Raw genomic sequence first — 26,183 nt, forward strand, 5'->3', positions numbered from 1 at the left:
TTCCCTCTTTTCATGTTTATCGTCGCTGAAAACATTGTATCCAAGAGAGAATAAAATGACTCTTTTTCTTTTTACACAATTATATGGACTTTATCCGATAGGGAGTCGCCTGAAGCATGAAAGGTAGCAAAGAGCCAACGAATACGACGATAGAGAGTCAGCCGAAGCATGAAAGGTAGCAAAGAGCAGGAGAATGCGACGATAGGGGCTCAGCCGAAGCATGAAAGGTAGCAAAGAGCGGGAGAATGAGACGATAGAGGCTAAGCCTAAGCTAGAAAGGTAGCAAAGAGCAGGTGAATGTGACGATAGGGAGTCGCCTGAAGCATGATAGGTAGCAAATCCATAGAGTGGAAAAACCACTACTTCATTATCAAAATTTTACCAATAAAGTAAAGTAATAAATAAAATTGCTTCATTTTTCTAGTATTTTAGAAGGTGTTTGATGTAATTCGCTGAAAAGTCCCATATAATAAGAGGTAAGTAATTGAGAGTGAGGTGCGGACTTATGGAGGATTATGCGAGTGCTAAGTTAGTTGAAGAGAAAGTGTTTAAGGATCCAGTGCATGGCTATGTTCATGTGCGAGACCAAGTGATTTGGGATTTAATCGCTACGAAAGAGTTCCAAAGATTACGGAGAATTCGACAATTAGGAACTACTTTTCTAGTATTTCATGGGGCAGAGCATAGTCGATTTAATCATTCACTAGGTGTCTATGAAATTGTACGGCGCATAGTGGACGATATTTTCCAGGGTCGACCTGAATGGGATAATGATGAACGACTGTTAGCTTTATGTGCTGCACTGTTGCATGATGTTGGACATGGTCCGTTTTCACATGCCTTTGAAAATGTATTTGGCACAAATCATGAAGAATATACGAGAATGGTGCTATTAGGGGATACAGAGATTCATGAGGTTTTAGCCCGTGTATCAAAGGATTTCCCTGAAAGAATTGCACAAGTGATCGATAAAAACTATACGAATCAACAAGTAGTCAGTTTAATCTCCAGTCAGATCGATGCGGATCGAATGGATTATTTACAGCGTGATGCCTATTACACAGGGGTTAGCTATGGCCATTTTGATATGGAGCGGATTTTACGCGTGATGCGCCCGCGAAAGGATATTATTGTCATTAAAGCAAGTGGGATGCATGCAGTAGAGGATTATATAATGTCTCGCTATCAAATGTATTTACAAATCTACTTCCACCCAGTATCACGTAGTGCAGAAACTATCTTATATAATATTTTAAAGCGTGCGAAACGATTAAGTGAAGAGGGCTATTCGTTTAAATTTGAGCCAGTTCATTTCAAACCATTTTTTGAAAATAATAATACATTAAAGCAATATTTAGATTTAGATGAAAGTATTATGCTGACCTACTTCCAATTTTGGCTGGAGGAGAACGATGCTATTCTAAGTGACCTGTGTAGACGCTTTGTGAATCGTGATTTGTTTGAGCACGTTGACTTAAACCCAGAGGAAGAGCCAGAGCGTTATGCATGGCTTGTGGAGCAAGTAAAGGCTATTGGCTTAGACCCAGAATATTATATTAGACCTGATTCTACATCAGATTTGCCTTACGATTTATATCGTCCAGGTATCTCATCGAAAAGTCCAATTTATTTAGAGATGCCTACAGGGGAGATTCGGGAGCTAGCTGACCAGTCGCATATTGTTGCTGCAATTGCCACTAAGATTAAAACTGATTATAAGGTATATTACCCGAAAGAAATCGGGGGATAGGGAATAGACGAACACAGAAAAACTGCTCCAAATAAAAAAGAATCTATAAGCAAAGTTCAAGTTTATGAACAAGTGCATTAGATTCTTGGACAAGCTTATTTATCGGAAGCGCGAACCCCAGCGTTTGCATAATGGTTTTTTGCCATTTCTTCAATAACGATAGTTACTGCTTCTGGTGGTGCATTTACTGTTTCTACAACTGCAGCTGTTACTTTTTCAACTAGAGCTTTTTTCTGTTCGTCTGTACGACCTTCTAACATTTTTACTGTTACGATTGGCATTTTACATCCTCCCAAGTGGATAAAATTAGTGTATATTCTTTATAATAGGCTTAGATGGAGGGATTGACAATATGGCAAATGAAGAAAAACCAAAACAAAAGATGGGCTTTACCATTATAAAAAATGATCCAACAGATGGCCATAAAGGCTTTGGTATCGGTTCATTATCTTTAGAAAATGTATCGCCAGTTTTTATTGATATACAGGAAAAAAACGCATTTATTGATATTGGTGCGATGCATGCAAAGAGTGAAGTGGAGCGTCGTGTTAAATTTACGACGAATCGTGAGGACTCAGAAGGTGGAAAACCGTATTGGCTAGTATGGGTTACAATCGATTTCAAAGAGGATGGACCTTATTTTGCTGGAGTAACTGCCTGTGAAATGGTTGTGAACAAAGAAAAACGTCGTGGCTATAAAATTTTAGCTGACCATGTCAACAGAATGGACAAATCCATGAAGCGTAAAATTATGGTTGACTATATGGATGATGTATCAAAAGAAGTGCTAACAGACTTCTTAAAATCTCATAATTTAGAAATGTGGGAAAGAAGCGACGAACAGCTTCACAAGGATTTAGAAGTCCAAAAATAATACTTTTACGACTAATAAATAGAAAATATGTTTTAAAAATAGTATCTAGTCAATAGTTTTTGCGGAAAAAACATTCTTAAATTTGAACAAAATGTGACAGTTTAATTTAAGAATTAATCCGTTGTTGAAACTATGTTTGAAAAAAAGTACACTGAAACTAGCTTAAATAGTAAGCTAGGACACTTGGCTGAACGAAATGTTTGAGACTTATGCGGCATTTGAAACTCCCAAGCCGGATGCCCCATGAATCTCATACTTTCGTTTGCCATAAAAATCGATTTTTCCTCGAGAAAAAATCGATATTTTTTTATATTGATATACCAATTTTTACCGATAAATAATAAAAGCTCTTTCTTGCTGGCGGGTATAATACCGAACAAGAAAGAGCTTTTTTAATTAGTTATTATTAAACATACCTTTGAAAGCTTCAAATGGGAATAAATCTAAGAAATCCTTCCAGGAATCTTCATCAAAGAACTCAAAGGATGAACATTTTTCCTTTGGAATATCTTCAGCTTTTACATAAACCATTCTCTGTTTAGGACAAGACTCCGTTGCGAGCTTTCCAGTTTCAATATCGATTAATACCTTTTCTACACCTTTTGGAGGCTCAAAGGTTTCGTTTGGCTTTCCTTTGTTGATGGCCTCCATAAAGTCAATCCATACTTGCTTAGAAGCAGCCATGTCTTGCTGTACGGAAAGGGTTTTCCCTTGGTCATAGCCATTCCAAACACCTGCAGTAACGCTAGGTGTGTAACCAACTAACCATTGGTCGCTTACTGTTGTACCAGATTTAGCGGCATACGTATGTGTCATGCGTGGGCGCAGTGAAACACCGGTAGCAGGGGAGTAATCGCTAAACACTGGATCGAAAATTCCTGTCATCATATCTGTTAGTAAAAAAGCATTTTCTTCAGAGATGACTTGCTCAGTCTTAGGTTTTTTGTATTCGTAAACAACCTCGCCATCTGCATTTTTGATTTCAAGGATTGTTGTTGGTTTTGTTTCTTTCCCGCCATTAGCAATCGTATTATATGCTTTTGTTAAATCGAATAGTGAATTTTCTGTTGTCCCAAGAGCGATTGATGGATTATTCGCGTCGGAGAAGTTTAGGTTAAATCGTTCTAAAACATCTCGGTAGGAATCATAGCCAATTTCCTCTAATGTTTTGACAGCATAGATGTTATCAGATATTGCAATAGCCTGAGCAAGTGACATCTGGCTATCTGCAAATTGCCCGTTAACATTTTGTGGCTTATAAGTTGCTCGCCCGTTATCATAGGTGAAAATTGTTTCGCCGACATCTAAAAATGTCAGTGGTGAAAATCCCTTCTCTAAAGCAGCCGCGTATAGAAATGGCTTGATAGAGGATCCAGGCTGCCGTACTGCTTGCGTCACGCGGTTAAACGAGCTACCTTCATAATCTCGTCCACCAACTAGTGCTGTAACCTGTCCTGTTTCCACATCCATACTAACAAAGCCGACCTGCAAATCACTGTCAGGCATGTTTTTCTCGATAGCATCGTCAACAGCTATTTGGTGTGCTTGGTTTAAAGTAGTTTTAATGGACCAGCCGCCTTCTCGGATGTTCAGATTCTCTTTTTCTAAAATCTTTGTAGCTTCCTGCCACGCAACATCTAGGAAATAAGGGGAAATTGATTTTGTCGCAGTCCATTGCTCATTTTTTAAGACGATTTCTTCAGAGTTAGCACGACTTTTTTCTTCAGCTGAAATGTATTTTTGCTTGTCCATTAATCCCAGGATAACTGCTTGGCGATTCATCGCTTTTTCATAATTATTAATAGGCGAATAAATACTCGGTCCTTTTGGAATTCCTGCTAACAAAGCTGACTCAGCTAAAGTTAATTCGCTTGCTGATTTGCCGAAATAATAACGGCTTCCTGCTTCAATTCCATACATTCCGTGCCCATAGTTAACGGTATTTAAATAACCCTCTAAAATTTCTTCCTTACTGTAAAAAACTTCTAATCGATAGGCATATAAAGCCTCCTGAATTTTTCTTGCCCAGGTTTTATCAAATGTTAAGTAGAGGTTACGAGCTAATTGCATACTAATTGTACTTGCACCCTCTGCCATGCTTTGTGTTTTTAAATCTGTCAAAACTGCACTGGCGATACGTGAATAATCAAAGCCGTTATGCTCATAGAAATCTTTATCTTCAACAGCAACTGTTGCATCTATTAAATAAGGAGAAATTTCGTCTAATTCAACCCAATAGCGTCTTTCTGCAGAATAATAATCACCAATTCGATTTCCATTATTATCTAAAAATACAGATGCTTTTGGCACGGTTAAAGGCGGAGCACCAGCTATTTGAGCATATACACGCAAAGCAATTAGCCCAGCTACAATCGCAAATACAGCAGCTACTGCAGTAAAAGTTGTGTACTTTAACCATTTTTTTCTTTTTCTCTGTCGTCTATAGCTTTCTCGTTTCATCCGCATCTCACCCCACATCATTTTTATACTGTCCATAGTATAGACTCAAAAAGTAACCTTTAATCGAAATTATACGTAAAAAAACTGTTGCAACTTGTCTAAAATTATCTATAATTTTTTCAAGTAGCTGTATGTTGTAGTTTTTCTAAGTGAAGGCTATTCGATATTTATAATAACCATCCATATATCATATACGAATAAAGTCGAAAAAAGTTTCAAAAGACCTATCTATTGCAATTTTGACGCGATATATACGAGTTGAACCGTGAGATTTGGTCTGTAATTGTTATATATAAGCTGATAGGTATGAAAAAACTTGTTAATTATCAGTTTGAGTTAAACAAATAATCGACAAAATATGATAAAGTGAAAAGCAATTGGCTCCAATTGAAGCTGGAGTTTAAGAAACACATGCAGGGTTTGTTTGAAAATAAGAAGTGAAGGTGAAATAAATGAGATTTGATGAAACGTATGCAGGAAATGTATTTATAAAAAGCCACCCAAATTATGAGGAATCAAAGGCAGTTCTTTACGGAATGCCGATGGACTGGACAGTAAGCTATCGTCCGGGTTCTCGTTTTGGCCCAGCTCGAATTCGCGAGGTTTCGATTGGACTGGAGGAGTACAGCTTATACTTAGATCGTGAATTAGACGATGTGAAATTCTTTGATGCGGGAGATATCCCACTTCCTTTTGGAAATCCAGAAAAGTCATTAAAAGAAATTAAAGATTTTGTTCGAAAAGTAGTAGCTGCTGGTAAAGTGCCAATCGGTATGGGAGGAGAGCATTTAGTTTCTCTACCTGTAATGGAAGCGGTATATGAAAAGTATAACGATTTAGCTATTATTCATTTTGATGCACATACTGACCTACGCACTGATTACGAGGGCGAGCCGTATTCACACGCGACACCAATTCGTAAAATTGCCGACCATATTGGACCAAAAAATGTGTATTCATTTGGTATCCGTTCTGGCTTAAAAGAGGAATTTGAATGGGCTAAAGAAAATGGCATGCACATTTCACCATTTGAAGTATTAGAGCCTCTTAAAAAGGTTTTACCAACTTTAGAAGGACGCAATGTCTACGTAACGATTGATATCGACGTATTAGATCCAGCACATGCTCCAGGAACTGGAACAGTAGACTGTGGTGGAATCACATCAAAAGAATTACTAGCATCCATCCACGAAATCGCACGTAGCGGCGTAAACGTAGTAGGCTTCGACCTAGTAGAAGTAGCACCTATTTATGATCATTCTGAAATGACCGTAAATACAGCGGCTAAGCTATTACGTGAAATGATTCTTGGTTGGGTTAAATAATTAGAAGATTAATTCATAAAGGTATGGACCATTACTATAAAGTGTCCATACCTTTTTAATTGTTTTCAGTGTAGTGTTTAGGAATTTCTTATAGTATTTAATTACCCCTTACATAGTTCTACCTTGATAAAATTCACCAATTTATCCTATAATATTAAGGTTATATATAGTAATGGTAGCCAAGGAGCGGTCCCTAAGCAATGAGTATGGAAGAAACAAAAGTAAAAATAAAATTAAATTCCACGATTTTACCGATAGATGGAGAAAAAGAAAACTACGAAATGTGGTTAGATGGGTCAGTAGTGAAAAAGTCTGGGAAGTCCTATCTGCGTTATGTAGAGCAACTTGAAGAAAAAGAAATCCGCACAACCGTCAAAATGGGAAATGAAGATGCCTTTATATTACGTGGTGGAGGAGTGAAAATGCGCCTGCCATTCAACACAATAAAAGAGGAAATTGGAGAATACGAGACACAATTTGGATCGATGCCAATCATAACAAAAACCAAGCATCTATCCTATGATTATAATGAAGATAATCAATTGAGCGGGAAATTTAATGTCCAGTATGATCTCATCATTAGCGGTCAATCCGTTGGAAAATATACATTAGAAATACAATATTCGGAGGTACAAAAATGAATGCAGTAGAACAATTGCAGCAAGCAATCAAAGACGCCTTACAAGCAGCGGTAGAAAAAGCTGGCCTAGTTGAAGCCGGGACAGAATTAAATATCCATTTAGAAACACCAAAGGATAAAGTAAATGGTGACTTTGCAACAAACCTGGCAATGCAATTAACAAAATTAGCAAAAAAACCGCCACGTGCAATTGCTGAAAGTATTTTAGAAAACCTTGAAACAAAAGGCACAGAGATTGAAAAATTAGAAATAGCGGGCCCTGGTTTCATTAACATCACAGTCCGTAAAGCATTCCTGGCTGATGTTGTAAAATCAGTAAATGAGCAAGGCGAAAACTATGGTCGCTCTGCAGCTGGAAATGGTGAAAAGGTACAGGTTGAGTTCGTATCAGCGAATCCAACAGGTGACCTACATTTAGGACATGCACGTGGAGCTGCATTCGGTGACTCATTATGTAATGTATTAGACTTTGCTGGGTTCGATGTATCTCGCGAATATTATATTAACGATGCTGGTAATCAAATCAACAATCTAGCGCATTCACTAGAAGCTCGTTACAAGCAAGCTTTAGGAATGGATGCAGCAATGCCGGAGGACGGCTACCACGGTCAAGATATTATCACGATTGCTGGAAAATTGGCTGAGGAATTCGGTGCGGCAATTCTAGAAAAATCAGACGAAGAACGCTTTGAATTTTTCCGTGAGCATGGCTTGAAGCTTGAGTTAGATAAATTAAAAAATGACCTAGCAAACTTCCGTGTGAACTTTGACGTTTGGTATTCTGAAACTTCATTATACAAAAACGGCAAAATCGAAGTAGCTTTAAACAAATTAAAAGAAAACGGCCATGTATTTGAAGAAGAAGGAGCTACTTGGTTCCGTTCAACTACATTCGGTGATGATAAAGATCGAGTTTTAATCAAATCCGAGGGTTCATTCACATACTTAACGCCAGATATCGCCTATCACGAAGATAAAATTCAACGTGGCTTTGAAAAGCTAATCAACATCTGGGGTGCAGACCACCATGGTTATATCCCACGTATGAAGGCAGCAATTCAAGCACTTGGCTATGACCGTGATAAGCTAGAAGTTGAAGTAATCCAAATGGTTCAGCTATATAAAAACGGCGAAAAATATAAAATGAGTAAGCGAACAGGGAATGCTGTAACAATGCGTGACCTAGTTGAAGAAGTAGGCTTAGATGCGGTACGTTACTACTTCGTGAAAACTGCATGTGATTCACATATGGACTTCGACTTAGATTTAGCTGTTTCACAATCAAATGAAAATCCAGTTTACTATGCTCAATATGCACACGCACGTATTTGCTCAATTATCCGTTCGGCTGATGAGCAAGGCTACAAAACTTCATTAGAGAATTTAAATCTGTTAACAGCAGAAAAAGAAGAGGATGTACTGAAAAAAGTAGGTGCCTTCCCTCAAGTAGTAGCCGATGCTGCAAAACACCGCACACCTCACCGTGTTGCAAACTATATCCAAGACCTGGCAGCTGCATTCCACAGCTTCTACAATGCAGAAAAAGTGCTTAACCCAGATAACAAAGAGTTAACTGAAGCACGCCTAGCACTAATCAACGCAGTCCGTGTAACGCTAGCAAACGCACTACGTTTAATCGGTGTAGCAGCTCCGGAAAAAATGTAATTTAACATTTATAGTAAAGTGACCCATTTGGGCGTTTCAGTTGAACGCTCGGTGGGTCATTTTTTTGTTTAGAGCTGGGGGGAGGGGCAGCTAACGGTTTAGTGAGGAGCGGGATCAGTGCCCCAAAAACGGTGGAGCGAGGTTAACCGGTAAAAGAGAGCAGTCGTCAGTTCCCCAAAAACGCTGGAGCGAGGTTAATCGGTAAAAGAGAAGAGGCATCAGTTCCCCAAAAAAGCTGTAGCAAGGTTAATCGGTAAAAGAGAAGAGTCGTCAGTTCCCCGAAAACGGTGGAGCGAGGTTAATCGGTAAAAGAGAAGAGTCGTCAGTTCCCCGAAAACGGTGGAGCGAGGTTAATCGGTAAAAGAGAGCAGTCTTCAGTTCCCCGAAAACGCTGGAACAAGGTTAATCGGTAAAAGAGAGCAGTCATCAGTTCCCCAAAAACGTTGGAGCAAGGTTAATCGGTAAAAGAGAAGCATCGTCAGTTCCCCGAAAACGCTGTAGTAAGGTTAATCGGTAAAACAGAAGAGTAGTCAGTGCCCCAAAAAAGCTGTAGCGAGGTTAACCGGTAAAAGAGAAGAGTCGTCAGTTCTTCGAAAACGGGGGAGCATGGTTAATCGGTCAAAGAGAAGAGTCGTCAATTCCTCGAAAACGCTGTAGCGAGGGTAATTGGTCAAAGAGAACCCGAACCCACACCCACACCCACACCAAATTTCTACATAACAAATATAAAATTCTATTAATTGCATAAATTCTATTGAAGTTTACGTTAACGTCAATGCTATAATTTGGGAAAAGAGGGGTGAGAAGGCAGATGAAAACGATTCAGGAGGTTGCGAAAGAATTCAATGTTTCAACTAGAACGCTACGATACTATGAAGAGATTGGGTTGCTTCGTCCAAGTCGTTCTGTTTCGAATCAGCGCACCTTTTCAAAGAAGGAGCTTGCTAAGCTGAAACTCATCTTTCGGGGGAAGAAATATGGATTCTCACTCGATGAAATAAAGGAGATGGTGCTTCTATTTGATTTCGACCGAACAGGCGTGCAACAGCTTGAACGAACTGTTGAATATGGCGAGCAAAAGATGAAAGAAATTGACTCCAAAATTGAAGAGCTTGTTCAAATGAAAATTGAGCTACAGGAGCTGCACACAAAATTCTATGAAAAATTGATGAATTTAAAGGGAGAGATGGTTGATGAATAGTTCAAATTTGTTAGCAAGAAATGCCCGAAAATATTCAAATAATGAAGCAGTAATCTGTCATGGAAGAAGAGTATCCTATAAAGAATTGGATGAACAAGTAACACGATTAAGCAATGCCTTATTAGCTCAAGGAATCAAACAAGAAGACAAAGTGATTCTTTTTATGCCAAATGTATTGGAATTTGTGGTTAGCTATTTTGCCGTACAGCGAATTGGGGGAATCGTGGTACCAGTGAATGCGAAATTCACTCTATCAGAAGTTGAATATGTGGCTGAACACTCGGAGGCAAAGGCAATTCTAGCACATGAAGCTATTTTTGCAGCTGTTGAAAAAATCTCGGCTATCCCATTAAAAATCAAAACAGGAGCACCAACTGATGGATGGTTGAGCTACACAGAGCTTTTAACAGAAAGCGAAACTACACCAATTGACTGCCAGTTAACAGAAGACGACCTTTCTACAATTCTATATACATCTGGAACAACGGGAAAACCAAAAGGGGTTCTTTTTAGTTATCGCAATGTCTTAGCCGTTTCGCAAATGATAGCTATCGAAATGGAAGTGAAGCCAGAAAGCCGACTTCTTTTAATGATGCCATTAACTCATTCCGCGCCACTACATTTATTTTTAATGTCTGGTGTTTTAGTAGGTTCAACAATTGTTTTAACACCAACCTTCACGCCGGATTTATTAATCGACTCGGTAGAAAATGAAAAAACGACGCACTTCTTTGGGGCACCTGTGGCATATTTGGTAACAGCTTCGAATCCAAGACTTCAAACAGCCGATCTTTCCTCGATGAAATGGTGGGTTTATGGAGGAGCACCGCTTTCTGAAAAAGAAATTCGCTTAGTTCAGCAAGCCTTTAAGACGGATAACCTATTATGTGTTTACGGATTAACTGAGGCAGGTCCAAGTGGGGCATTATTGTTTAATGATGAACATGAACAAAAGGCTGGGAGCGTCGGCAAGCGTGCACCGTTCGGGACAGAGCTTAGAATTATCAACGAAGATGGGGAAGATGTTGCTGAAGGTGAAATCGGTGAAGTGGTTTTATACGGCGAGGGTAATATGGTCGGTTATTATCGAGATGCTGAGGCAACAAAAGCAGCCTTTATAAATGGCTGGGTAAGGACGGGTGATTTAGCTCGATTTGATGAAGACGGCTTTATTTGGATAGTGGACCGAAAGAAGGACGTTATTATTTCAGGTGGGGTCAATATTTATCCAAAGGAAATCGAGGATCGTATGCTTCAATTTGAGGGTATTTTTGAAGTAGCAGTTATTGGTATTCCTCATGAAGAATGGGGCGAGACGGTAAAAGCAGTATATGCGACGAAAACGCCGATCGATGAAGAGAAGCTTAAAGCCTATTTAACTGAGCATCTAGCGAAATATAAAGTGCCAAGGGTATTTGAACAAGTGGAAGCGCTACCAAGAAATGCTTCAGGGAAAATTCTAAAACAACAATTGAAGCAACAGGTGGTGAACTAAATGAAGGTTTTGCAATCTTCTAGTAAAAGAGAATCAAACTTTTTTGAAAATGATGAGACGCTTCACAAAATACTAGAACAAATGCTGGAACCGAAGCTCTTAGAATATGCAAAACGAGAATTGCAGGATTTTGGGGAGCTAGTTGCCGGTGAAATTGATGAACGGGCAAAGCATACTGATAGGGAGGGAGAGCCTCGACTAAAACGATACAATAAATACGGTGAGGAAACTTCAGAGGTATGGGTCAATGAAGGCTACAAACAGACAATTCAGCAATCCTATAATACTGGAATCGTGGGCTATGTCCATAAAGAAATTCCACAGTTAGGGAAAAAGGGGAACTATGTTTATAGCTTTGCACAGGGCTATCTGCTTTCTCATGCCGAACCAGGCTTTTATTGTCCAGTGACGTTAACGATGGCAACAGCCTATTTACTGGATCATTATGCAAGTGAGGAATTGAAGGCACGATTTCTTCCCTATGTTTGTTCAACAGGGGAAGTGGAATTATTTGAAGGAGCTACCTTTTTAACGGAACGACAAGGTGGATCCGATGTAGGTGCAAACGTGGTTAAGGCACGTTTTGATGGAGAAGGCTACCGGTTATATGGCGAAAAATATTTTGCTTCAAATGCAGGAATGTGCGGAGTTGCCATGGTATTGGCACGTATCCCTAACGCACCAGCAGGGTCAAAGGGGCTGACGCTTTTTGCAGTACCGTGGAAAAATGAAGATGGCTCAGTCAACGGGCTAAGAATTCGCCGGCTAAAGGATAAATTAGGCGTTCGTGCAGTGCCGTCTGGAGAAATAGAGTTTGATGGTGCGCGTGCCTATGTTGTTGGGGACCCAAGTAAGGGCATATACTATATGCTTGAAGCTCTAAATCTCTCTAGGATTTGTAATGCTGTAGCTTCAGTAGGGATTATGCGACGTGCGTTTCTAGAAGCGAAGCACTATGTTTCCAATCGTGAGGCATTCGGGCAAAGCTTGACGAACTACCCGATGATTCAGGATTCTTTAGGGAAATTAGCAGCAAAACTACATGTGGAAGTAGCTGCTACATTTGATTTGATTCAGCAATATGATCTTGTTACGAATGGGAAGGGAACTACGAGAGAAACGGTTTTGAATCGATTGTACATCGCTATTATGAAGAAGGAAACGGCAGAGCATGCAGTCAAATTTGCAAGTGAAGCCATCGAACTTCATGGAGGAAATGGCTATATCGAAGACTTTGTCACACCGCGATTATTACGGGATGCACAGGTTCTGACGGTGTGGGAAGGTACGGCGAACATTTTAGCCCTTGAGGTCATTCGATTATTTAAAAAGTATGATGCACATAATTTATTTATTGAAGAAATGAATAAGCGATTACTAGCAATTCCAACATCAAAGTTGAAAGAAATCGTCGAAGTTCAATTAAATGTAATCGATAAGCAGCTACAGCTATTTGTTTCCTTAGATGATGCCACACAAACTTATGATGCAAAGGCAATTACAGAAAAAATGGCCCTTATTTATGAAAGTGTCATCGCTATAGAATGGGCAGCTCAATTTGGAGATAAATATGAAAAGTTAGCGGAAATCTATTTAGAAGAAACCTGGGAGCTGCGTAAAGTAGGTGACCCAATGAAAACTGTTCAGTATTTCCATGAAATAATCTAATAGTGATGGGAGAGTGCTTAAAAAAAGAAAGGGTGCTCTTCTGAAGTGAAAAGTGTAAATACAATTTGTGAAAAAGCATGGCGATCGTAATCGAGTTCGCCATGCTTTTTATTTAAGCGGAAAATTTTCGGTTAATGGTTCAAATAGAGGCCTAACAAGCAGAAATAAGAGAAGATTTTCCTGTTAATCTCTATATAATAAGCCGAAATTCACGGGTTTTGGCAAAATAAGCGGAAAAACTTCCTTTAATTCAATGAAAATATCACTATATTTCAATTTAGAAGGAAATTTTTCGGTTATTCTTCAACCCTTAACCACTCCAAAACCGCAATCCATTTTAAGAGACTCACCAGCTTACAATCCATATTAAGTTACTAAGAATTTGACGGATGAAAGAAGCTAAAAGTAAAATAGACTTATAAGATAGAGAGCGGATTTAGTCTGATAAGGAGATGGCGAATTTGAAAGGTTTATTTATTAAGACTGAAGAACAACGAAAATGGTTAAAAAAGCTAGCAACCCTAGAAGCAGAATTCAAAGTTAATGCCCAACAAATTGATGAACAATCAATCTTTCCTCGCGAGCATATTCAAAAGCTACGTGATATCGGGTATACGAAAATTACCTTACCGAAAGAATTAGGTGGCGACGGTTTTACTATTTATGATGCTATTTTGTTACAGGAAACCCTAGCGAGCTACGATGGAAGCACAGCGCTTTCAATAGGCTGGACGGTATTAACGGTGGGTGAATTATTTGAGAATAAATATTGGGAGCCTGCGAAGCTAGCGGCCTTTGCTAAAGAGGTAGAAAAAGGAGCAATTATTAACAGGGCTGTAAGTGAAGCGGCAACTGGCAGTCCGATTCGTGGAGGGCGCCCTGGCACGACGGCAAAACGTGATGTGGACAACTGGATTATTAATGGGCGAAAAAGCTATACGACTGGCTCACCTGAGTTAGACTACTTTTTAACCTCTGCATGGATTGAGGACGAGGAGAAAATCGGCTTCTTTTTAATACATAAAGATACACCAGGGATTTCTATAGAGGAGACCTGGGACGTTATTGCAATGCGTGGAACAGGGAGCCATGATTTAGTGTTGAATGCCGTGAAATTGGATGCATCTGATTTGGTAGAAGTCCCTAACTATACGACAGGCTTCAAATTGAATGGATGGCTGCTCATGATTCCCGCAACATACCTAGGAATTGCACAAGCAGCACGTGACTATGCAATACAATTTGCCAAAACTCATTCACCGAACAGCATTCAAGGGACAATAGCTACGTTACCGAATGTTCAAGCATTGCTTGGTGAAATCGAATTGGAATTAGCCCAAGCCCGATTTGCATTATATGGTGCTGCACAAAGCTATGTGGAATTGAAAGCGAAAGAACAAAAGGGTAAAACGCTAACAGAACAGGAAGGCTTGGTTATTGTTAATGCAGTAAATGTAGCAAAGCATGTTGTCACTAATGCTGCCATTACTGTAGTCGATAAAGCGATGCGAGTAGTTGGAGCAAAAAGCCTACAGCGCTCAAACCCGCTACAACGTTATTACCGTGATGTGCGTGCGGGACTCCATAATCCACCAATGGATGATTTAACGATAAAAAAATTAGCTGAAATGGTACTGAACGAAAAAGCATAATAAAACAAGTTTAATGGATCAATGATACTCGAAAAGTTTTATACATTCTTTTCCATAAATAAAGTATAATAGAGAGAAATAATTTCATAGCTAGTAAAGGTCTTTTTGCAAAGCTTTGCAAAAAGAGTAAAAGGGAAGTTGGTGAAAGTCCAACGCTGTCCCGCAACTGTAAATGGGAGTGCCCCTAAAGTCCACTGTTACGAAAGGCTCGTAATGGGAAGGAGGGGAGCATGATGAACATAAGCCAGGAGACCTGCCTTTATGATAACGATTCAAACCTTACGAGGATAGGGGGAGTACTGCGATTGTAATTCTATTAATTACAAAAGTCTCCCTTTTGACTTGGCTAGGGAGGCTTTTTATTTTTATGAAAACAAAGGTGAAGCAATGAAATACAATTCAATTTCTACTAAAAAATATAATATTGTAAAGAATAGTGTTGGGGTCGTGTTGTGAAAAAGAAAATGGTATTTGCTTATAGTTCATCTATCTTAATTTTATTCGTTAGCATTTGGCTTGGGGTTTCGATTGGCTCTGCAGATATACCTCTTTCAACATTATGGGATAACGAGACCAATCCAAGTGCTTATAGTATATTATGGGGTATTCGAATGCCTCGTGTAATTTTAGCTGGACTTGTCGGGTCGTCACTTGCCATTGCAGGGGCAGCCTTTCAAGGATTACTTAAAAATCCTTTGGCAGATCCATATACACTTGGTATTTCCTCCGGTGCTTCTGTTGGAGCAGTGGCAACGATTTTCTTCAGTCTTTCAATACCGGTACTCGGGTCTTACACTCTGCCGTTATTCGGGATGGTCGGTGCATTTCTTTCAATGATTCTTGTCCTATCCTTTGCAAGACTAATCGACCGTTCTATGAAAATGGAAACACTTATTTTAACAGGGGTCATATTCAGCTCCTTTTTAGGATCCTGTATTTCATTAATGATTGCACTTACAGGCCAACAGCTCCGTGAAATTACAAGCTGGTTACTGGGTAGTGTGTCTATGCGTGGATGGCCATATGTGCAAATGATTCTACCTTTTGTTGTAATTGGTGTTATTTTATTGTGGTTAAATCGTCGAGAATTAAATGCCATGATGTATGGTGATGAACGAGCACAAGCTTTAGGAGTTAATGTGAAGTTGAGAAAGTATTTAATTCTGGCAGGAGGTTCGATGCTAACAGGGGCGGCTGTTTCGGTTTCAGGTACTATTGGCTTTGTAGGATTAGTCGTTCCACATATGACGCGTATGCTTTGGGGTACTGATCATCGTCATTTACTAACGCTGTCATTTTTAAATGGAGCAAGTCTATTGATAATTTGTGATCTTGTTTCTCGAACGATTATCACACCATCTGAACTGCCGATTGGTGTTATTACAGCCTTTATCGGCGCGCCAGTCTTTTCATATATCTTCTTTAAGCAACGAAGAAGTAGGGGGTGAAACTATGCTAAAGGTTCATAATATTTCTGGCGGTTACGGAGCGGCTCCTATTCTATCAGAAATTTCATTTCAAGTTGAAAAGGGAAAAATGATAGGCATACTTGGTCCGAACGGGTGTGGGAAGTCAACGCTATTGAAGGTAATCAGCGGCATAATGAGTCCTACTTTTGGAAATGTCTTCATAGATGGCAAGGAGATAGATCAATACTCAACACGTGAGTTAGCTAAAAAGATGACGATTTTACCGCAATTACACGCAACTGCATTTTCAAGTACGGTACGGGAGACAGTTTCCATTGGTCGATATCCCCATCAATCAGGCTTCTTTTCAAGCTGGAGAGCTGAAGATGAAAGTGCCGTAAAAAAGGCGATGCAGCAAACGGATATTGAGAAATATGAAAATCATTATTTAGAGTTTTTATCGGGTGGGGAGCAGCAACGAGTTTTTATAGCCCAGGCTTTAGCCCAGGCATCTAGTTTACTGCTGCTTGATGAGCCAACGAATCATTTGGATATTGCACATCAAAAGCAAATATTGGATATGATTCGAAAGGAAGTAACTGAAAATGATTTAACCGTTGTGTCCGTTTTCCATGACATTAACCTGGCATCACTCTACTGTGATGAAATACTTTTAATGGAAAAGGGAAAAGTGAGAGCATATGGTGCCCCTCATGAGGTCTTGCTTGAGGAAAAGGTTATGGCTGTTTACGATACAAGGATTTCAATCCAAGCACATCCAGAGCAGCCGAAGCCACAAATGACGATTTTACCTGATTTGCAGGACACCCTTGAAAAAGTAATTACAGTCGAGCATTTAAACATCACCAATGAATATGTTGAATTTAAATCTCCTTTTCCTTTAAAGGTGCTATCATCTGCTGTACATAATGCGGGTATGGGTTGGTTTGCGAATTTTGTAAATCGCACCGTAGCCCCCAATTATGATATTGATAATGTGAAGGAAGAATATTATCAATACTTAGTTGATAAAGACTTTTCCCCGACAAATACAGTTGGTATGATGACTGCTGTTGATACAAAAAAGGCAGTAGTTAAAAACTATAGCATGCCATTTGGTGAAGTAATTGTAGTAGTTACAGCGGGAGTTGGAAATGCCATTGATGTCTCCCAAAGCTATAAACGTAACGATTTCTTTCGTGTTGGTACCATTAACACATGGGTGCTTATTAACGGAAAATTATCGGATGAGGCCTTTGTGCAGGCAATGATGACAGCAACCGAAGCAAAATCAAAAGCGTTGCAGCATGAAGAGGTTTACGATTCAGTTTCGAATACCATTGCGACAGGTACGCCAACAGATAGCTTATTGATTGCCTCAACACAGGCAGGAGAGTTAATGCAATATGGGGGTCCGATTACTGAAGTCGGTCAGGTAATAGGTAAAGGTGTGTTCGAAGCAACCGTAGAGGCAGTTCAATCTTATCGAAAAGGGGATAGATAATTATGAAGCTTTACACAAAAACAGGGGATAAAGGAAAAACAAGTTTAATAGGTGGACGCGTTAATAAGGATGATCTGCGTGTAGAAGCCTATGGCACAATCGATGAGCTAAACTCGTTTATTGGCAAGGCCGTAACGGAATTAGATTCAACAGTTTTTAAAGATTTACTAGAAGACCTTGAAACAATTCAGCATGAGCTATTTGACTGTGGTGGTGATTTAGCAAATGTCATGAAGGAACGAAAAATAACATTGCAGGAAGCATCTATTGAGGTATTGGAAAAAAGAATTGATGCCCTATCTGATGAAGCGCCGCCTTTAAAGAGATTTATCTTACCTGGTGGCACACCGGCAGCTGCAACACTTCATATTGTAAGAACAGTGACACGTAGAGCAGAAAGACAAGTAGTAACACTTTTAAATGAAGTAGAGGATGCGCCTGCTATTATCCAGAGATATCTAAATCGTTTATCGGATTACTTCTTTGCCGCTGCACGTGTTGTAAACTTCCGTTCGAATGTAAAAGATATTGAGTATATTCGTAGTGGAGATGTATTTAAATAATTTGAGTGAGAAAACAATCCTTCTTAAACGGGATTGTTTTTTTATTAGCTTAGAGGGCTTATTTAATCACTGTTATTATAGTGAGAATAATACTATAGCATAGAAAAAAGATGTATATTTAACAAAGTATCAATATATTATTAGAAATTTTCGAACAATAGATTGACTGAATGCTCATTCATATTTTACAATAGAGACATAAAAATGAGAGGTTTTGAATTAACTAATATTATAGATTATTTTAAGGCTACTCAGGAAAAGTTATTTTGGACAAAGGGGAAAAGGCAAAAAGGGGGAGAAGACATGAATGGATTACTAATTGCAAATTGGGTGATGTTTGCAGCGGTTGTATTATACGCATTAGGACTATTCTTCTATCTAGTTAAATCACGCTATGAGTTCATTCAACTTGGTAGAAAAGAAGAGTTTGAGTTAAAGCTAAAGGAACGTATTGGGGATTTAGCTGAAAAGGTATTTGGACAATCCAAGCTTTTGAAAGATAAAAAAATGGGCTTAGTCCACGTTGCCTTCTTCTACGGATTCTTATTAGTTCAATTAGGGGCAATAGATTTAATTTGGAAGGGACTAGCACCGGATTCACATTTACCGCTTGGTGGATTATATCCTGTATTTACCTTCTTCCAGGAAATTGTAGTATTAACTATTTTAATTGCTGTAGCGGTAGCGTTTTACCGCCGTTATATGGAAAAGCTTGTTCGTCTTAAAAGAGGCTTTAAAAACGGTTTAGTGTATTTGTTTTTAAGTGTTCTAATGTTCGCTACTCTAATCGGTAACGGGATGGCACTTATTTGGCACGGACATGCTTTAACTTTAGCAGAACCAGTTGCATCTAGCATCGCTTGGGCTTTCCAATGGATGTCACCAACGGCAGCTGCTGTTGTATTCTTCGTAATGTGGTGGGCACATTTAATAGCACTTCTTGCCTTCCTTGTATATATTCCACAAGGAAAGCATTTCCACTTAATTACAGGTACAATCAATGCTGTAGTAAACCGCCAAGATCGTATCGGGACACTACGCCCTATTGACTTTGCTGCACTTGAAGAAGCAGAGGATGAGGCAGAAATGCCAGCACTTGGCGTCGGTAAAATTACTGACTTTACTCAAAAGCAAATGCTAGATTTATATGCATGTGTGGAATGTGGTCGCTGTACGAATATGTGTCCAGCAACAGGAACAGGTAAAATGCTTTCTCCTATGGACTTAATCGTGAAGCTTCGAGATCACTTAACATTTACTGGGGCAGTAACTACGAAGCAAAAGCCTTGGGTACCAGCATTTGCATTTAATAATACGCAAGGAAATCAGCTTGCTATGGCGGCTGGAGCTGAGGGTGCTGTTATTGAAGATATTTATAGCCCATCATTAATTGGGGATGTTATCACAGAAGAAGAAATTTGGGCATGTACAACTTGCCGTAACTGTGAGGACCAATGTCCGGTAATGAACGAGCATGTCGATAAAATTATTGACCTTCGCCGTTACTTAACAATGACTGAAGGTAAAGTAAATTCTGATGCACAACGCGCTATGAATAATATCGAGCGTCAAGGAAATCCTTGGGGTCTTAACCGTAAAGAAAAAGAAAACTGGCGAGAGCTTGATTCAACTATTTCGATTCCAACTGTAAAAGAAGCGAAAAAATCTGGTGAAGGCTTTGAGTATTTATTCTGGGTTGGATCAATGGGATCATTCGATAGCCGTTCACAAAAAATCGCTCTATCCTTCGCTCGTTTAATGAACGAAGCTGGCGTGAAATTTGCGATATTAGGAAACAAAGAGAAAAACTCAGGGGATACACCTCGCCGTTTAGGAAATGAGTTTTTATTCCAAGAGTTAGCTACAGCTAATATCGACGAATTCGTGAAAAATGATGTGACGAAAATTGTTACAATCGACCCGCATGCCTACAATATCTTTAAAAATGAGTACAAGGATTTTGGCTGGGAAGGGGAAGTATACCATCATACTGAGCTACTATTCGATTTAGTTAATGAAGGGAAGCTGACATTAAATCATCGAGTAGATGAAACGATTGTGTTCCATGATTCATGTTACTTAGGTCGTTACAATGATGTATATGATGCACCGCGTGAAATTCTAAAAGCTATCCCGGGTGTAAACCTTGTTGAAATGGAGCGTAACCGTGAAACGGCAATGTGCTGTGGAGCTGGTGGTGGTCTAATGTGGATGGAGGAGCACGTAGGAAATCGTGTCAATGTGGCGCGAACAGAACAGGCATTAGCAACAGAAGCATCGATTATTTCTTCTGGCTGTCCGTACTGCTTAACAATGCTTTCAGATGGAACGAAAGCAAAAGAGGTTGAGGAATCAGTTGGCACTTATGATATCGCAGAGCTATTAGAACGTTCTGTATTCGGTGAAAAAATCGTTGAAGTGGTAGAAGAAGAGGCTGTTGAAGTTTAATTCGAAATTAATATGATTTGATGAAAATGTTGATTTTTCTAAGGTATTTAATCATAAAAGAGAATAAAATGTAGATATCTGAAAAATTAAAATTGATTATTAGTTTCATATTTTATAAAATATAGATAAATGCGAAAAGGGAGTTCTAAATGGCTCCCTTTTTTATTAAACATAAATTGAGCGAGCGTTCAGTCAGGTAGGAGTTTCTCGATTATGTTGGGCGTAAAGTGTGTTTTAAGAACAAGGGGATTGTTTTTCATTAATATTAAAGCCCAGCTGTAAAAAAACTCGATAGACAAAGGGGATGTAGATTTGAGTAGAACAGTGATTTTAGAAGGAGCAAGAACACCATTTGGAAAGTTTGGGGGAGGACTTTCTCCACTTTCTGCAAGTGATTTAGGTGGAAATGCTATTAAAGCAGCTTTAGAAAGAGCAAATGTAGCGACGGATACAGTAAACGAAGTCATTATGGGCACTGTACTCCAGGCTGGGCAAGGGCAGATCCCTTCACGCCAAGCAGCAACAAAAGCAGGCATTCCTTACTCAGTAAAAACTGAAACGATTAACAAAGTCTGTGCCTCAGGTATGCGTAGTGTCACACTAGCAGATCAGCTAATTCGCTTAGGCGACGAAGAGGTAATTGTTGCTGGTGGGATGGAATCGATGTCCAATGCACCTTACTACTTGCCAAATGGACGCTGGGGTCTTCGAATGGGCGATGCAAAATTAGTAGATGGCATGGTGTACGATGGTCTATCATGTGCCTTCCATCCAAATAATGTACACATGGGAACTTACGGGAATGAAACTGCAAATACATTCGAAATTGCAAGAGAAACGCAGGATGAGTGGGCAGTTAGAAGTCACCAATTAGCCATTAAAGCGATGGAAGATGGGAAATTTGCTGAAGAAATTACACCGATTGAAATTAAAGGTCGTAAAGGTGATATCACGACAGTTCATGAGGATGAAGCGCCTCGTAAAAACACTTCGATGGAAGCGTTATCAAAGCTTAGATCTGCTTTTGATAAGGATGGAACAATTACTGCTGGGAATGCCCCAGGTGTAAATGATGGCGCCTGTGCAATGGTGTTAATGAGTGAAGAAAGAGCAAACGAAGAGGGGCGCAAACCATTAGCATATGTTTTAGGGCATGCAGAGGTTGGCGTAGAGCCTAAGGATTTTCCACAGACACCTGGAATTGTCATCAATGAATTATTAAAGAAGACAAATAAATCCATAGAAGAAATCGACCTTATCGAAATTAATGAAGCATTCTCAGCAGTGGCTTTAGTTAGCAATCAAATTGCAGGAATCGATTCAGAAAAAGTCAATGTTAATGGTGGAGCAGTAGCACTAGGGCATCCAATTGGAGCATCTGGAGCAAGAATCATTTTAACATTAGCATACGAGCTAAAACGTCGTGGAGGTGGCATTGGTATCGCAGCGATCTGTTCGGGCGGTGGTCAAGGCGATGCCATTATGATCGAGGTACCTAAACAATAATTTAGTGCCATTTTCGAAAATAAGTCAGATACTTCAACAATTGACAGGGGATGAGAGAGTAGTGACGATTCAAAAAGTAATGGTGGTTGGTGCCGGACAAATGGGATCAGGGATTGCGCAGGTTTGTGCACAGGCTGGTCTTGACGTGAAACTGAATGATATGAAGCAAGAGTTTTTCGAACGAGGCATAGGGGTTATAACAAAAAATCTAGCAAGAGATGTAGCAAAAGGAAGAAAAACTGAAGAAGAAAAAGAGGCTGTACTTAGTCGAATCTCCATGTCTCTTGATTTGAAGGATGCCTGTGATGTAGACATCGTGATTGAAGCAGCAACAGAAAATATGGAGATTAAACAGTCGATTTTTAGAGAGCTGGATGGTATTGCACCAAAGCATGCGATTTTGGCAACGAATACTTCATCTTTACCAATTACGGAAATTGCTGCTGTAACACAGCGACCAGAGCAGGTTATTGGGATGCATTTTATGAATCCAGTGCCAGTAATGAAGCTTGTTGAAATTATTCGTGGTCTGGCAACTGCTGATGAGGTATACGAGGCAGTAGAAGAAATGACTCGTAAATTATCCAAGACGCCAGTTGAGGTGAATGATTTTCCAGGATTTATCTCAAATCGAATTTTGTTACCGATGATCAATGAAGCAATCTATGCATTGTATGAAGGGGTTGCCACAAAGGAAGCTATTGATGATGTTATGAAGCTTGGTATGAATCATCCAATGGGACCATTGACTCTAGCTGATTTTATCGGCTTAGATACATGTCTATCAATTATGGAAATTCTGCATGATGGATTAGGAGACAGCAAATATCGACCATGTCCACTTCTTCGTAAATATGTGGCTGCAGGCTGGCTTGGAAGAAAAACAGGTCGAGGGTTCTACGTTTACGAAGACTAAGGAGGGTTTCAGATGCATCTAGTGTTTACAGAAGAGCAAATGATGATGCGAGAAATGGTGCGTCAGTTTGCGGAAAGTGAAATTACTCCATTCATCGACAAAATGGAGCAGGGAGAATTCCCTCATGACATCCTGAAAAAAATGGGAGAGCTTGGTCTGATGGGCATTACAGTTCCTGAAGAGTATGGCGGGGCAGGAATGGACTTTACCTCCTATATTTTAGCCATCAACGAGCTATCTAAAGTAAGTGCAGTGGTTGGAGTGATTCTTTCCGTGCATACTTCGGTTGGAACAAATCCAATTCTATATTTTGGAACAGAAGAACAAAAGAAAAAATATGTGCCGAAATTAGCGAGCGGAGAGTATTTAGGAGCGTTCTGCTTAACAGAGCCAGAAGCGGGATCTGATGCAGGTGCTTTAAAAACGAAAGCCGTAAAACAGGATGACTACTATGTGTTGAATGGCTCGAAGGTCTTTATCACAAATGGCGGTGAGGCAGATGTATATATTGTGTTTGCCTCAACAAATCCAACACGAGGGTCCCGCGGCATCTCTGCTTTCATAGTAGAAAAGGATACACCAGGGTTCATCGTTGGAAAAGATGAGAAGAAAATGGGGCTCCATGGCTCTCGAACGGTGCAGCTAACCTTTGAAAATATGAAAGTACCTGCAGAAAACCTATTAGGCAATGAAAACGAGGGCTTTAAAATCGCCATGGCCAACTTGAATATCGGTCGAATCGGTATTGCCTCACAAAGCTTAGGAATTGCTGAAGCGGCATTGGAGGCAGCAACAAACTATGCGAAAGAGCGAGTTCAGTTTGGAAAGCCAATTGCTGCAAACCAAGGGATCGGTTTCAAATTAGCAGATATGGCAACAGCGGTAGAATCAGCGAAATTACTAGTTTATAGAGCAGCAAATTATCAGTCACTAGGATTGAAATGTACAAAAGAAGCATCAATGGCAAAGCTGTTCGCTTCTAAAACAGCAGTACAGGTTACAACAGAAGCAATCCAGGTCTTTGGCGGCTACGGCTACACCGAGGACTATCCAGTAGAACGATACTTCCGCGACGCCAAAGTAACCGAAATCTACGAAGGCACAAGCGAAATCCAAAAAATCGTAATCAGCAAACACTAAAATTGAATGGGTGCCAGGTACATGAATAATTTAGAATATTCGGAGTTGTTATGAAGTTGTTCGCGTACCTGGCACACAAAATATTCAGAATTAAACCAGAATTGTTTATGTACCTGGTACATAAACAATTCTGATCCAAAACAATTAATGGGGGAATGGAAGATGAATTTTCAGTTGTCAGAGGAGCATGAGCAGTTACGTGAGATGATTCGGGAGTTTGCGTTGAATGAGGTGGCACCTTCTGCGGCAGAGCGTGATGAGGAGGAGCGTTTTGATATTGAAATCTGGAATAAGATGGCGGAGCTTGGGTTAACGGGAATTCCTTGGCCTGAAGAGTATGGTGGCGCTGGTTTCGATTTCTTGGCCTATGCGATTGCAGTTGAGGAACTGTCGCGAGTTTGTGCGTCTACAGGGGTTACGCTATCTGCACATACGTCTTTAGCAGGCTGGCCGATTTACAAGTTCGGTAATGAAGAGCAAAAACAAAAATACCTTCGACCTATGGCAGAGGGGAAAAAAATCGGTGCTTACTGTTTAACGGAGGCTGGTTCTGGAAGTGACGCGGGCGGCATGAAAACAAATGCGAAGCTTGATGGTGACGAGTATGTATTAAATGGCTCGAAGATCTTCATTACAAACGGTGGGATTGCTGACACTTATGTAGTGTTTGCCGTAACAGATCCTGATTCAAAGCATAAAGGCACTAGTGCATTTATCGTAGAATCTAGCTTCCTAGGGTTTGGCGTAGGGAAAAAAGAAAAGAAAATGGGGATTCGTTCATCACCAACAACGGAAATCATCTTTGACAACTGTCGTGTCCCGAAGGAAAACCTTCTTGGAAATGAAGGAGAGGGCTTTATCATTGCCATGCAAACTTTAGATGGAGGAAGAAATGGAATTGCGGCTCAAGCGGTTGGGATTGCACAAGGGGCCTTAGATGCAGCAACAGTTTATGCAAAAGAGCGTGTTCAATTTGGAAAACCAATCTCTGCAAACCAAGGAGTATCCTTTAAGCTTGCAGACATGGCAACGTCTATCGAAGCTTCAAGACTATTAACTTATAATGCAGCTTGGCTAGAATCGAATAATTTGCCTTATGGGAAAATGTCAGCAATGGCGAAGCTTATGGCAGGAGATACTGCAATGTCTGTTACAACAGAGGCAGTACAAGTATTTGGTGGCTATGGCTATACAAAAGATTACCCAGTAGAGCGCTATATGCGTGATGCGAAAATTACTCAAATTTATGAAGGTACACAAGAGATTCAACGACTAGTTATCTCTCGTATGCTGACAAAATAATCAATGACAGAACAAAATGAGAAAATCTTAGTTAAATCATCTGTTAAGGATGAGGGTCTCATTGAAATTCGAAGAAAACAAATCGTTGATGGAGCGTTGAAATTATTTAAAGAAAAAGGATTTCATCGTGCCACAACAAGAGAAATTGCCAAAGCTGCCGGATTTAGCATCGGAACTTTGTATGAATACATTCGTACAAAGGAGGATGTCCTTTATTTAGTCTGCGACAATATTTATCATCAAGTGATTCAGCGATTATCTCATATTTCTACAAGCTCTGGAACTATTGAAGAGTTGACAGAAGCGATAAAACAATACTTTTTGTTGATCGATAGTATGGTAGATGAATTTACCATTATGTATCAAGAAACGAAGACCTTGCCAAAGGATGCGCAAAGCTATGTTTTAAAGAAGGAATTAGAGATGGTTGCACTTTTTGAAAAAATCCTGAAAGCCTGTGTACAATCGGGGCAATTGAAGGTATCAGACAAGGAGGTTTTTTTAGCAGCAAATCATATCGTTGTACAAGGGCAAGCTTGGGCATTTCGAAAATGGGCCTTACATAAGCACTTTACCATTAAGGACTATACAGCTGCCCAAACAAAGATGTGCTTATCTGGAATTTTACATTTTGAAGAATCATGAAGCTCAAACACCGCCAAAAG

The 26,183-nt window shown here is 39.7% G+C and carries 20 protein-coding genes and 1 riboswitch; of the genes, 18 read left to right on the top strand and 2 right to left on the bottom strand.

Annotated elements, in window-relative coordinates; all coding sequences use genetic code 11:
• The first annotated feature begins 505 nt into the window (after positions 1–505).
• Positions 506–1,750, top strand: a complete 1,245-nt coding sequence (locus BJ095_RS04585) for an HD domain-containing protein (protein WP_107932423.1) — start codon at positions 506–508, stop codon at positions 1,748–1,750.
• 95 nt (positions 1,751–1,845) lie between these two features.
• Here the strand turns inward: BJ095_RS04585 and BJ095_RS04590 are convergent, their stop codons facing one another.
• Positions 1,846–2,031, bottom strand: coding sequence for a 2-hydroxymuconate tautomerase (locus BJ095_RS04590; RefSeq protein ID WP_107932425.1), 186 nt, complete (start codon positions 2,029–2,031; stop codon positions 1,846–1,848).
• A 71-nt stretch (positions 2,032–2,102) separates the two neighbouring features.
• Here BJ095_RS04590 and BJ095_RS04595 point away from each other — a divergent pair, with 71 nt between their 5' ends.
• On the top strand, positions 2,103–2,624 hold the full coding sequence (locus tag BJ095_RS04595) for a YwhD family protein (protein WP_107932427.1): 522 nt from the start codon (positions 2,103–2,105) through the stop codon (positions 2,622–2,624).
• A 396-nt stretch (positions 2,625–3,020) separates the two neighbouring features.
• Here BJ095_RS04595 and BJ095_RS04600 read toward each other — a convergent pair whose 3' ends face one another.
• Complete coding sequence (locus tag BJ095_RS04600) at positions 3,021–5,084, bottom strand: transglycosylase domain-containing protein (RefSeq protein WP_107932429.1); 2,064 nt, start codon at positions 5,082–5,084, stop codon at positions 3,021–3,023.
• Between the two features lie 452 nt (positions 5,085–5,536).
• On the opposite strand from BJ095_RS04600, the gene speB reads away from it, so the two are divergent.
• The 16 genes from speB to BJ095_RS04680 all read left to right on the top strand — a co-directional run bounded on the left by speB (position 5,537) and on the right by BJ095_RS04680 (position 26,163).
• Positions 5,537–6,409 carry an agmatinase gene (gene speB, locus BJ095_RS04605; RefSeq protein WP_107932431.1) on the top strand — a complete coding sequence of 291 codons (873 nt, stop codon included), beginning with the start codon at positions 5,537–5,539 and terminating at the stop codon, positions 6,407–6,409.
• 200 nt (positions 6,410–6,609) lie between these two features.
• Positions 6,610–7,050 carry a DUF1934 domain-containing protein gene (locus BJ095_RS04610; protein ID WP_107932432.1) on the top strand — a complete coding sequence of 147 codons (441 nt, stop codon included), beginning with the start codon at positions 6,610–6,612 and terminating at the stop codon, positions 7,048–7,050.
• Entirely contained in the window at positions 7,047–8,714 is a 1,668-nt protein-coding gene (argS, locus tag BJ095_RS04615) for an arginine--tRNA ligase (RefSeq protein ID WP_107932434.1), read from the top strand. Before BJ095_RS04610 ends, argS begins: the two co-directional genes overlap by 4 nt.
• Positions 8,715–9,525: 811 nt before the next feature.
• Positions 9,526–9,915 carry a MerR family transcriptional regulator gene (locus BJ095_RS04620; RefSeq protein WP_107932436.1) on the top strand — a complete coding sequence of 130 codons (390 nt, stop codon included), beginning with the start codon at positions 9,526–9,528 and terminating at the stop codon, positions 9,913–9,915.
• Positions 9,908–11,410, top strand: coding sequence for a class I adenylate-forming enzyme family protein (locus BJ095_RS04625; RefSeq protein ID WP_107932438.1), 1,503 nt, complete (start codon positions 9,908–9,910; stop codon positions 11,408–11,410). The genes BJ095_RS04620 and BJ095_RS04625 overlap by 8 nt, the downstream gene beginning before the upstream one ends.
• The gene (locus BJ095_RS04630) at positions 11,411–13,078 is read left to right on the top strand and encodes an acyl-CoA dehydrogenase family protein (protein WP_107932440.1); all 1,668 of its coding nucleotides are present in this window, start codon (positions 11,411–11,413) and stop codon (positions 13,076–13,078) included.
• Positions 13,079–13,539: 461 nt separating this feature from the next.
• Positions 13,540–14,730 (top strand): acyl-CoA dehydrogenase family protein, encoded by a 1,191-nt coding sequence (locus BJ095_RS04635; protein WP_181417963.1) that lies wholly within the window; start codon positions 13,540–13,542, stop codon positions 14,728–14,730.
• Positions 14,731–14,810: 80 nt separating this feature from the next.
• A riboswitch (cobalamin riboswitch) is annotated at positions 14,811–15,005 on the top strand.
• 189 nt (positions 15,006–15,194) lie between these two features.
• A complete protein-coding gene (locus tag BJ095_RS04640) occupies positions 15,195–16,178 on the top strand; it encodes a FecCD family ABC transporter permease (RefSeq protein ID WP_107932740.1) in 984 nt (327 codons plus the stop codon).
• Positions 16,179–16,182: 4 nt separating this feature from the next.
• Entirely contained in the window at positions 16,183–17,643 is a 1,461-nt protein-coding gene (locus BJ095_RS04645) for an adenosylcobinamide amidohydrolase (protein WP_107932444.1), read from the top strand.
• A gap of 2 nt (positions 17,644–17,645) precedes the next feature.
• On the top strand, positions 17,646–18,206 hold the full coding sequence (locus BJ095_RS04650; RefSeq protein ID WP_107932446.1) for a cob(I)yrinic acid a,c-diamide adenosyltransferase: 561 nt from the start codon (positions 17,646–17,648) through the stop codon (positions 18,204–18,206).
• Positions 18,207–18,509: 303 nt separating this feature from the next.
• Positions 18,510–20,654: a (Fe-S)-binding protein gene (locus BJ095_RS04655; RefSeq protein ID WP_107932742.1), complete on the top strand. Its 2,145-nt coding sequence runs from the start codon at positions 18,510–18,512 to the stop codon at positions 20,652–20,654.
• A 312-nt stretch (positions 20,655–20,966) separates the two neighbouring features.
• Positions 20,967–22,160, top strand: a complete 1,194-nt coding sequence (locus BJ095_RS04660; RefSeq protein ID WP_107932448.1) for an acetyl-CoA C-acetyltransferase — start codon at positions 20,967–20,969, stop codon at positions 22,158–22,160.
• A 61-nt stretch (positions 22,161–22,221) separates the two neighbouring features.
• The gene (locus BJ095_RS04665; protein ID WP_107932450.1) at positions 22,222–23,076 is read left to right on the top strand and encodes a 3-hydroxybutyryl-CoA dehydrogenase; all 855 of its coding nucleotides are present in this window, start codon (positions 22,222–22,224) and stop codon (positions 23,074–23,076) included.
• Positions 23,077–23,088: 12 nt separating this feature from the next.
• The gene (locus tag BJ095_RS04670) at positions 23,089–24,216 is read left to right on the top strand and encodes an acyl-CoA dehydrogenase (protein WP_107932452.1); all 1,128 of its coding nucleotides are present in this window, start codon (positions 23,089–23,091) and stop codon (positions 24,214–24,216) included.
• A gap of 162 nt (positions 24,217–24,378) precedes the next feature.
• Complete coding sequence (locus tag BJ095_RS04675) at positions 24,379–25,518, top strand: acyl-CoA dehydrogenase (RefSeq protein WP_107932454.1); 1,140 nt, start codon at positions 24,379–24,381, stop codon at positions 25,516–25,518.
• Between the two features lie 3 nt (positions 25,519–25,521).
• Positions 25,522–26,163: a TetR/AcrR family transcriptional regulator gene (locus BJ095_RS04680; RefSeq protein ID WP_107932456.1), complete on the top strand. Its 642-nt coding sequence runs from the start codon at positions 25,522–25,524 to the stop codon at positions 26,161–26,163.
• Positions 26,164–26,183: the final 20 nt, after the last annotated feature.

Origin of the sequence: Ureibacillus chungkukjangi, assembly GCF_003217295.1 — a bacterium.
GTDB classification, from domain to species: Bacteria; Bacillota; Bacilli; order Bacillales_A; family Planococcaceae; genus Ureibacillus; species Ureibacillus chungkukjangi.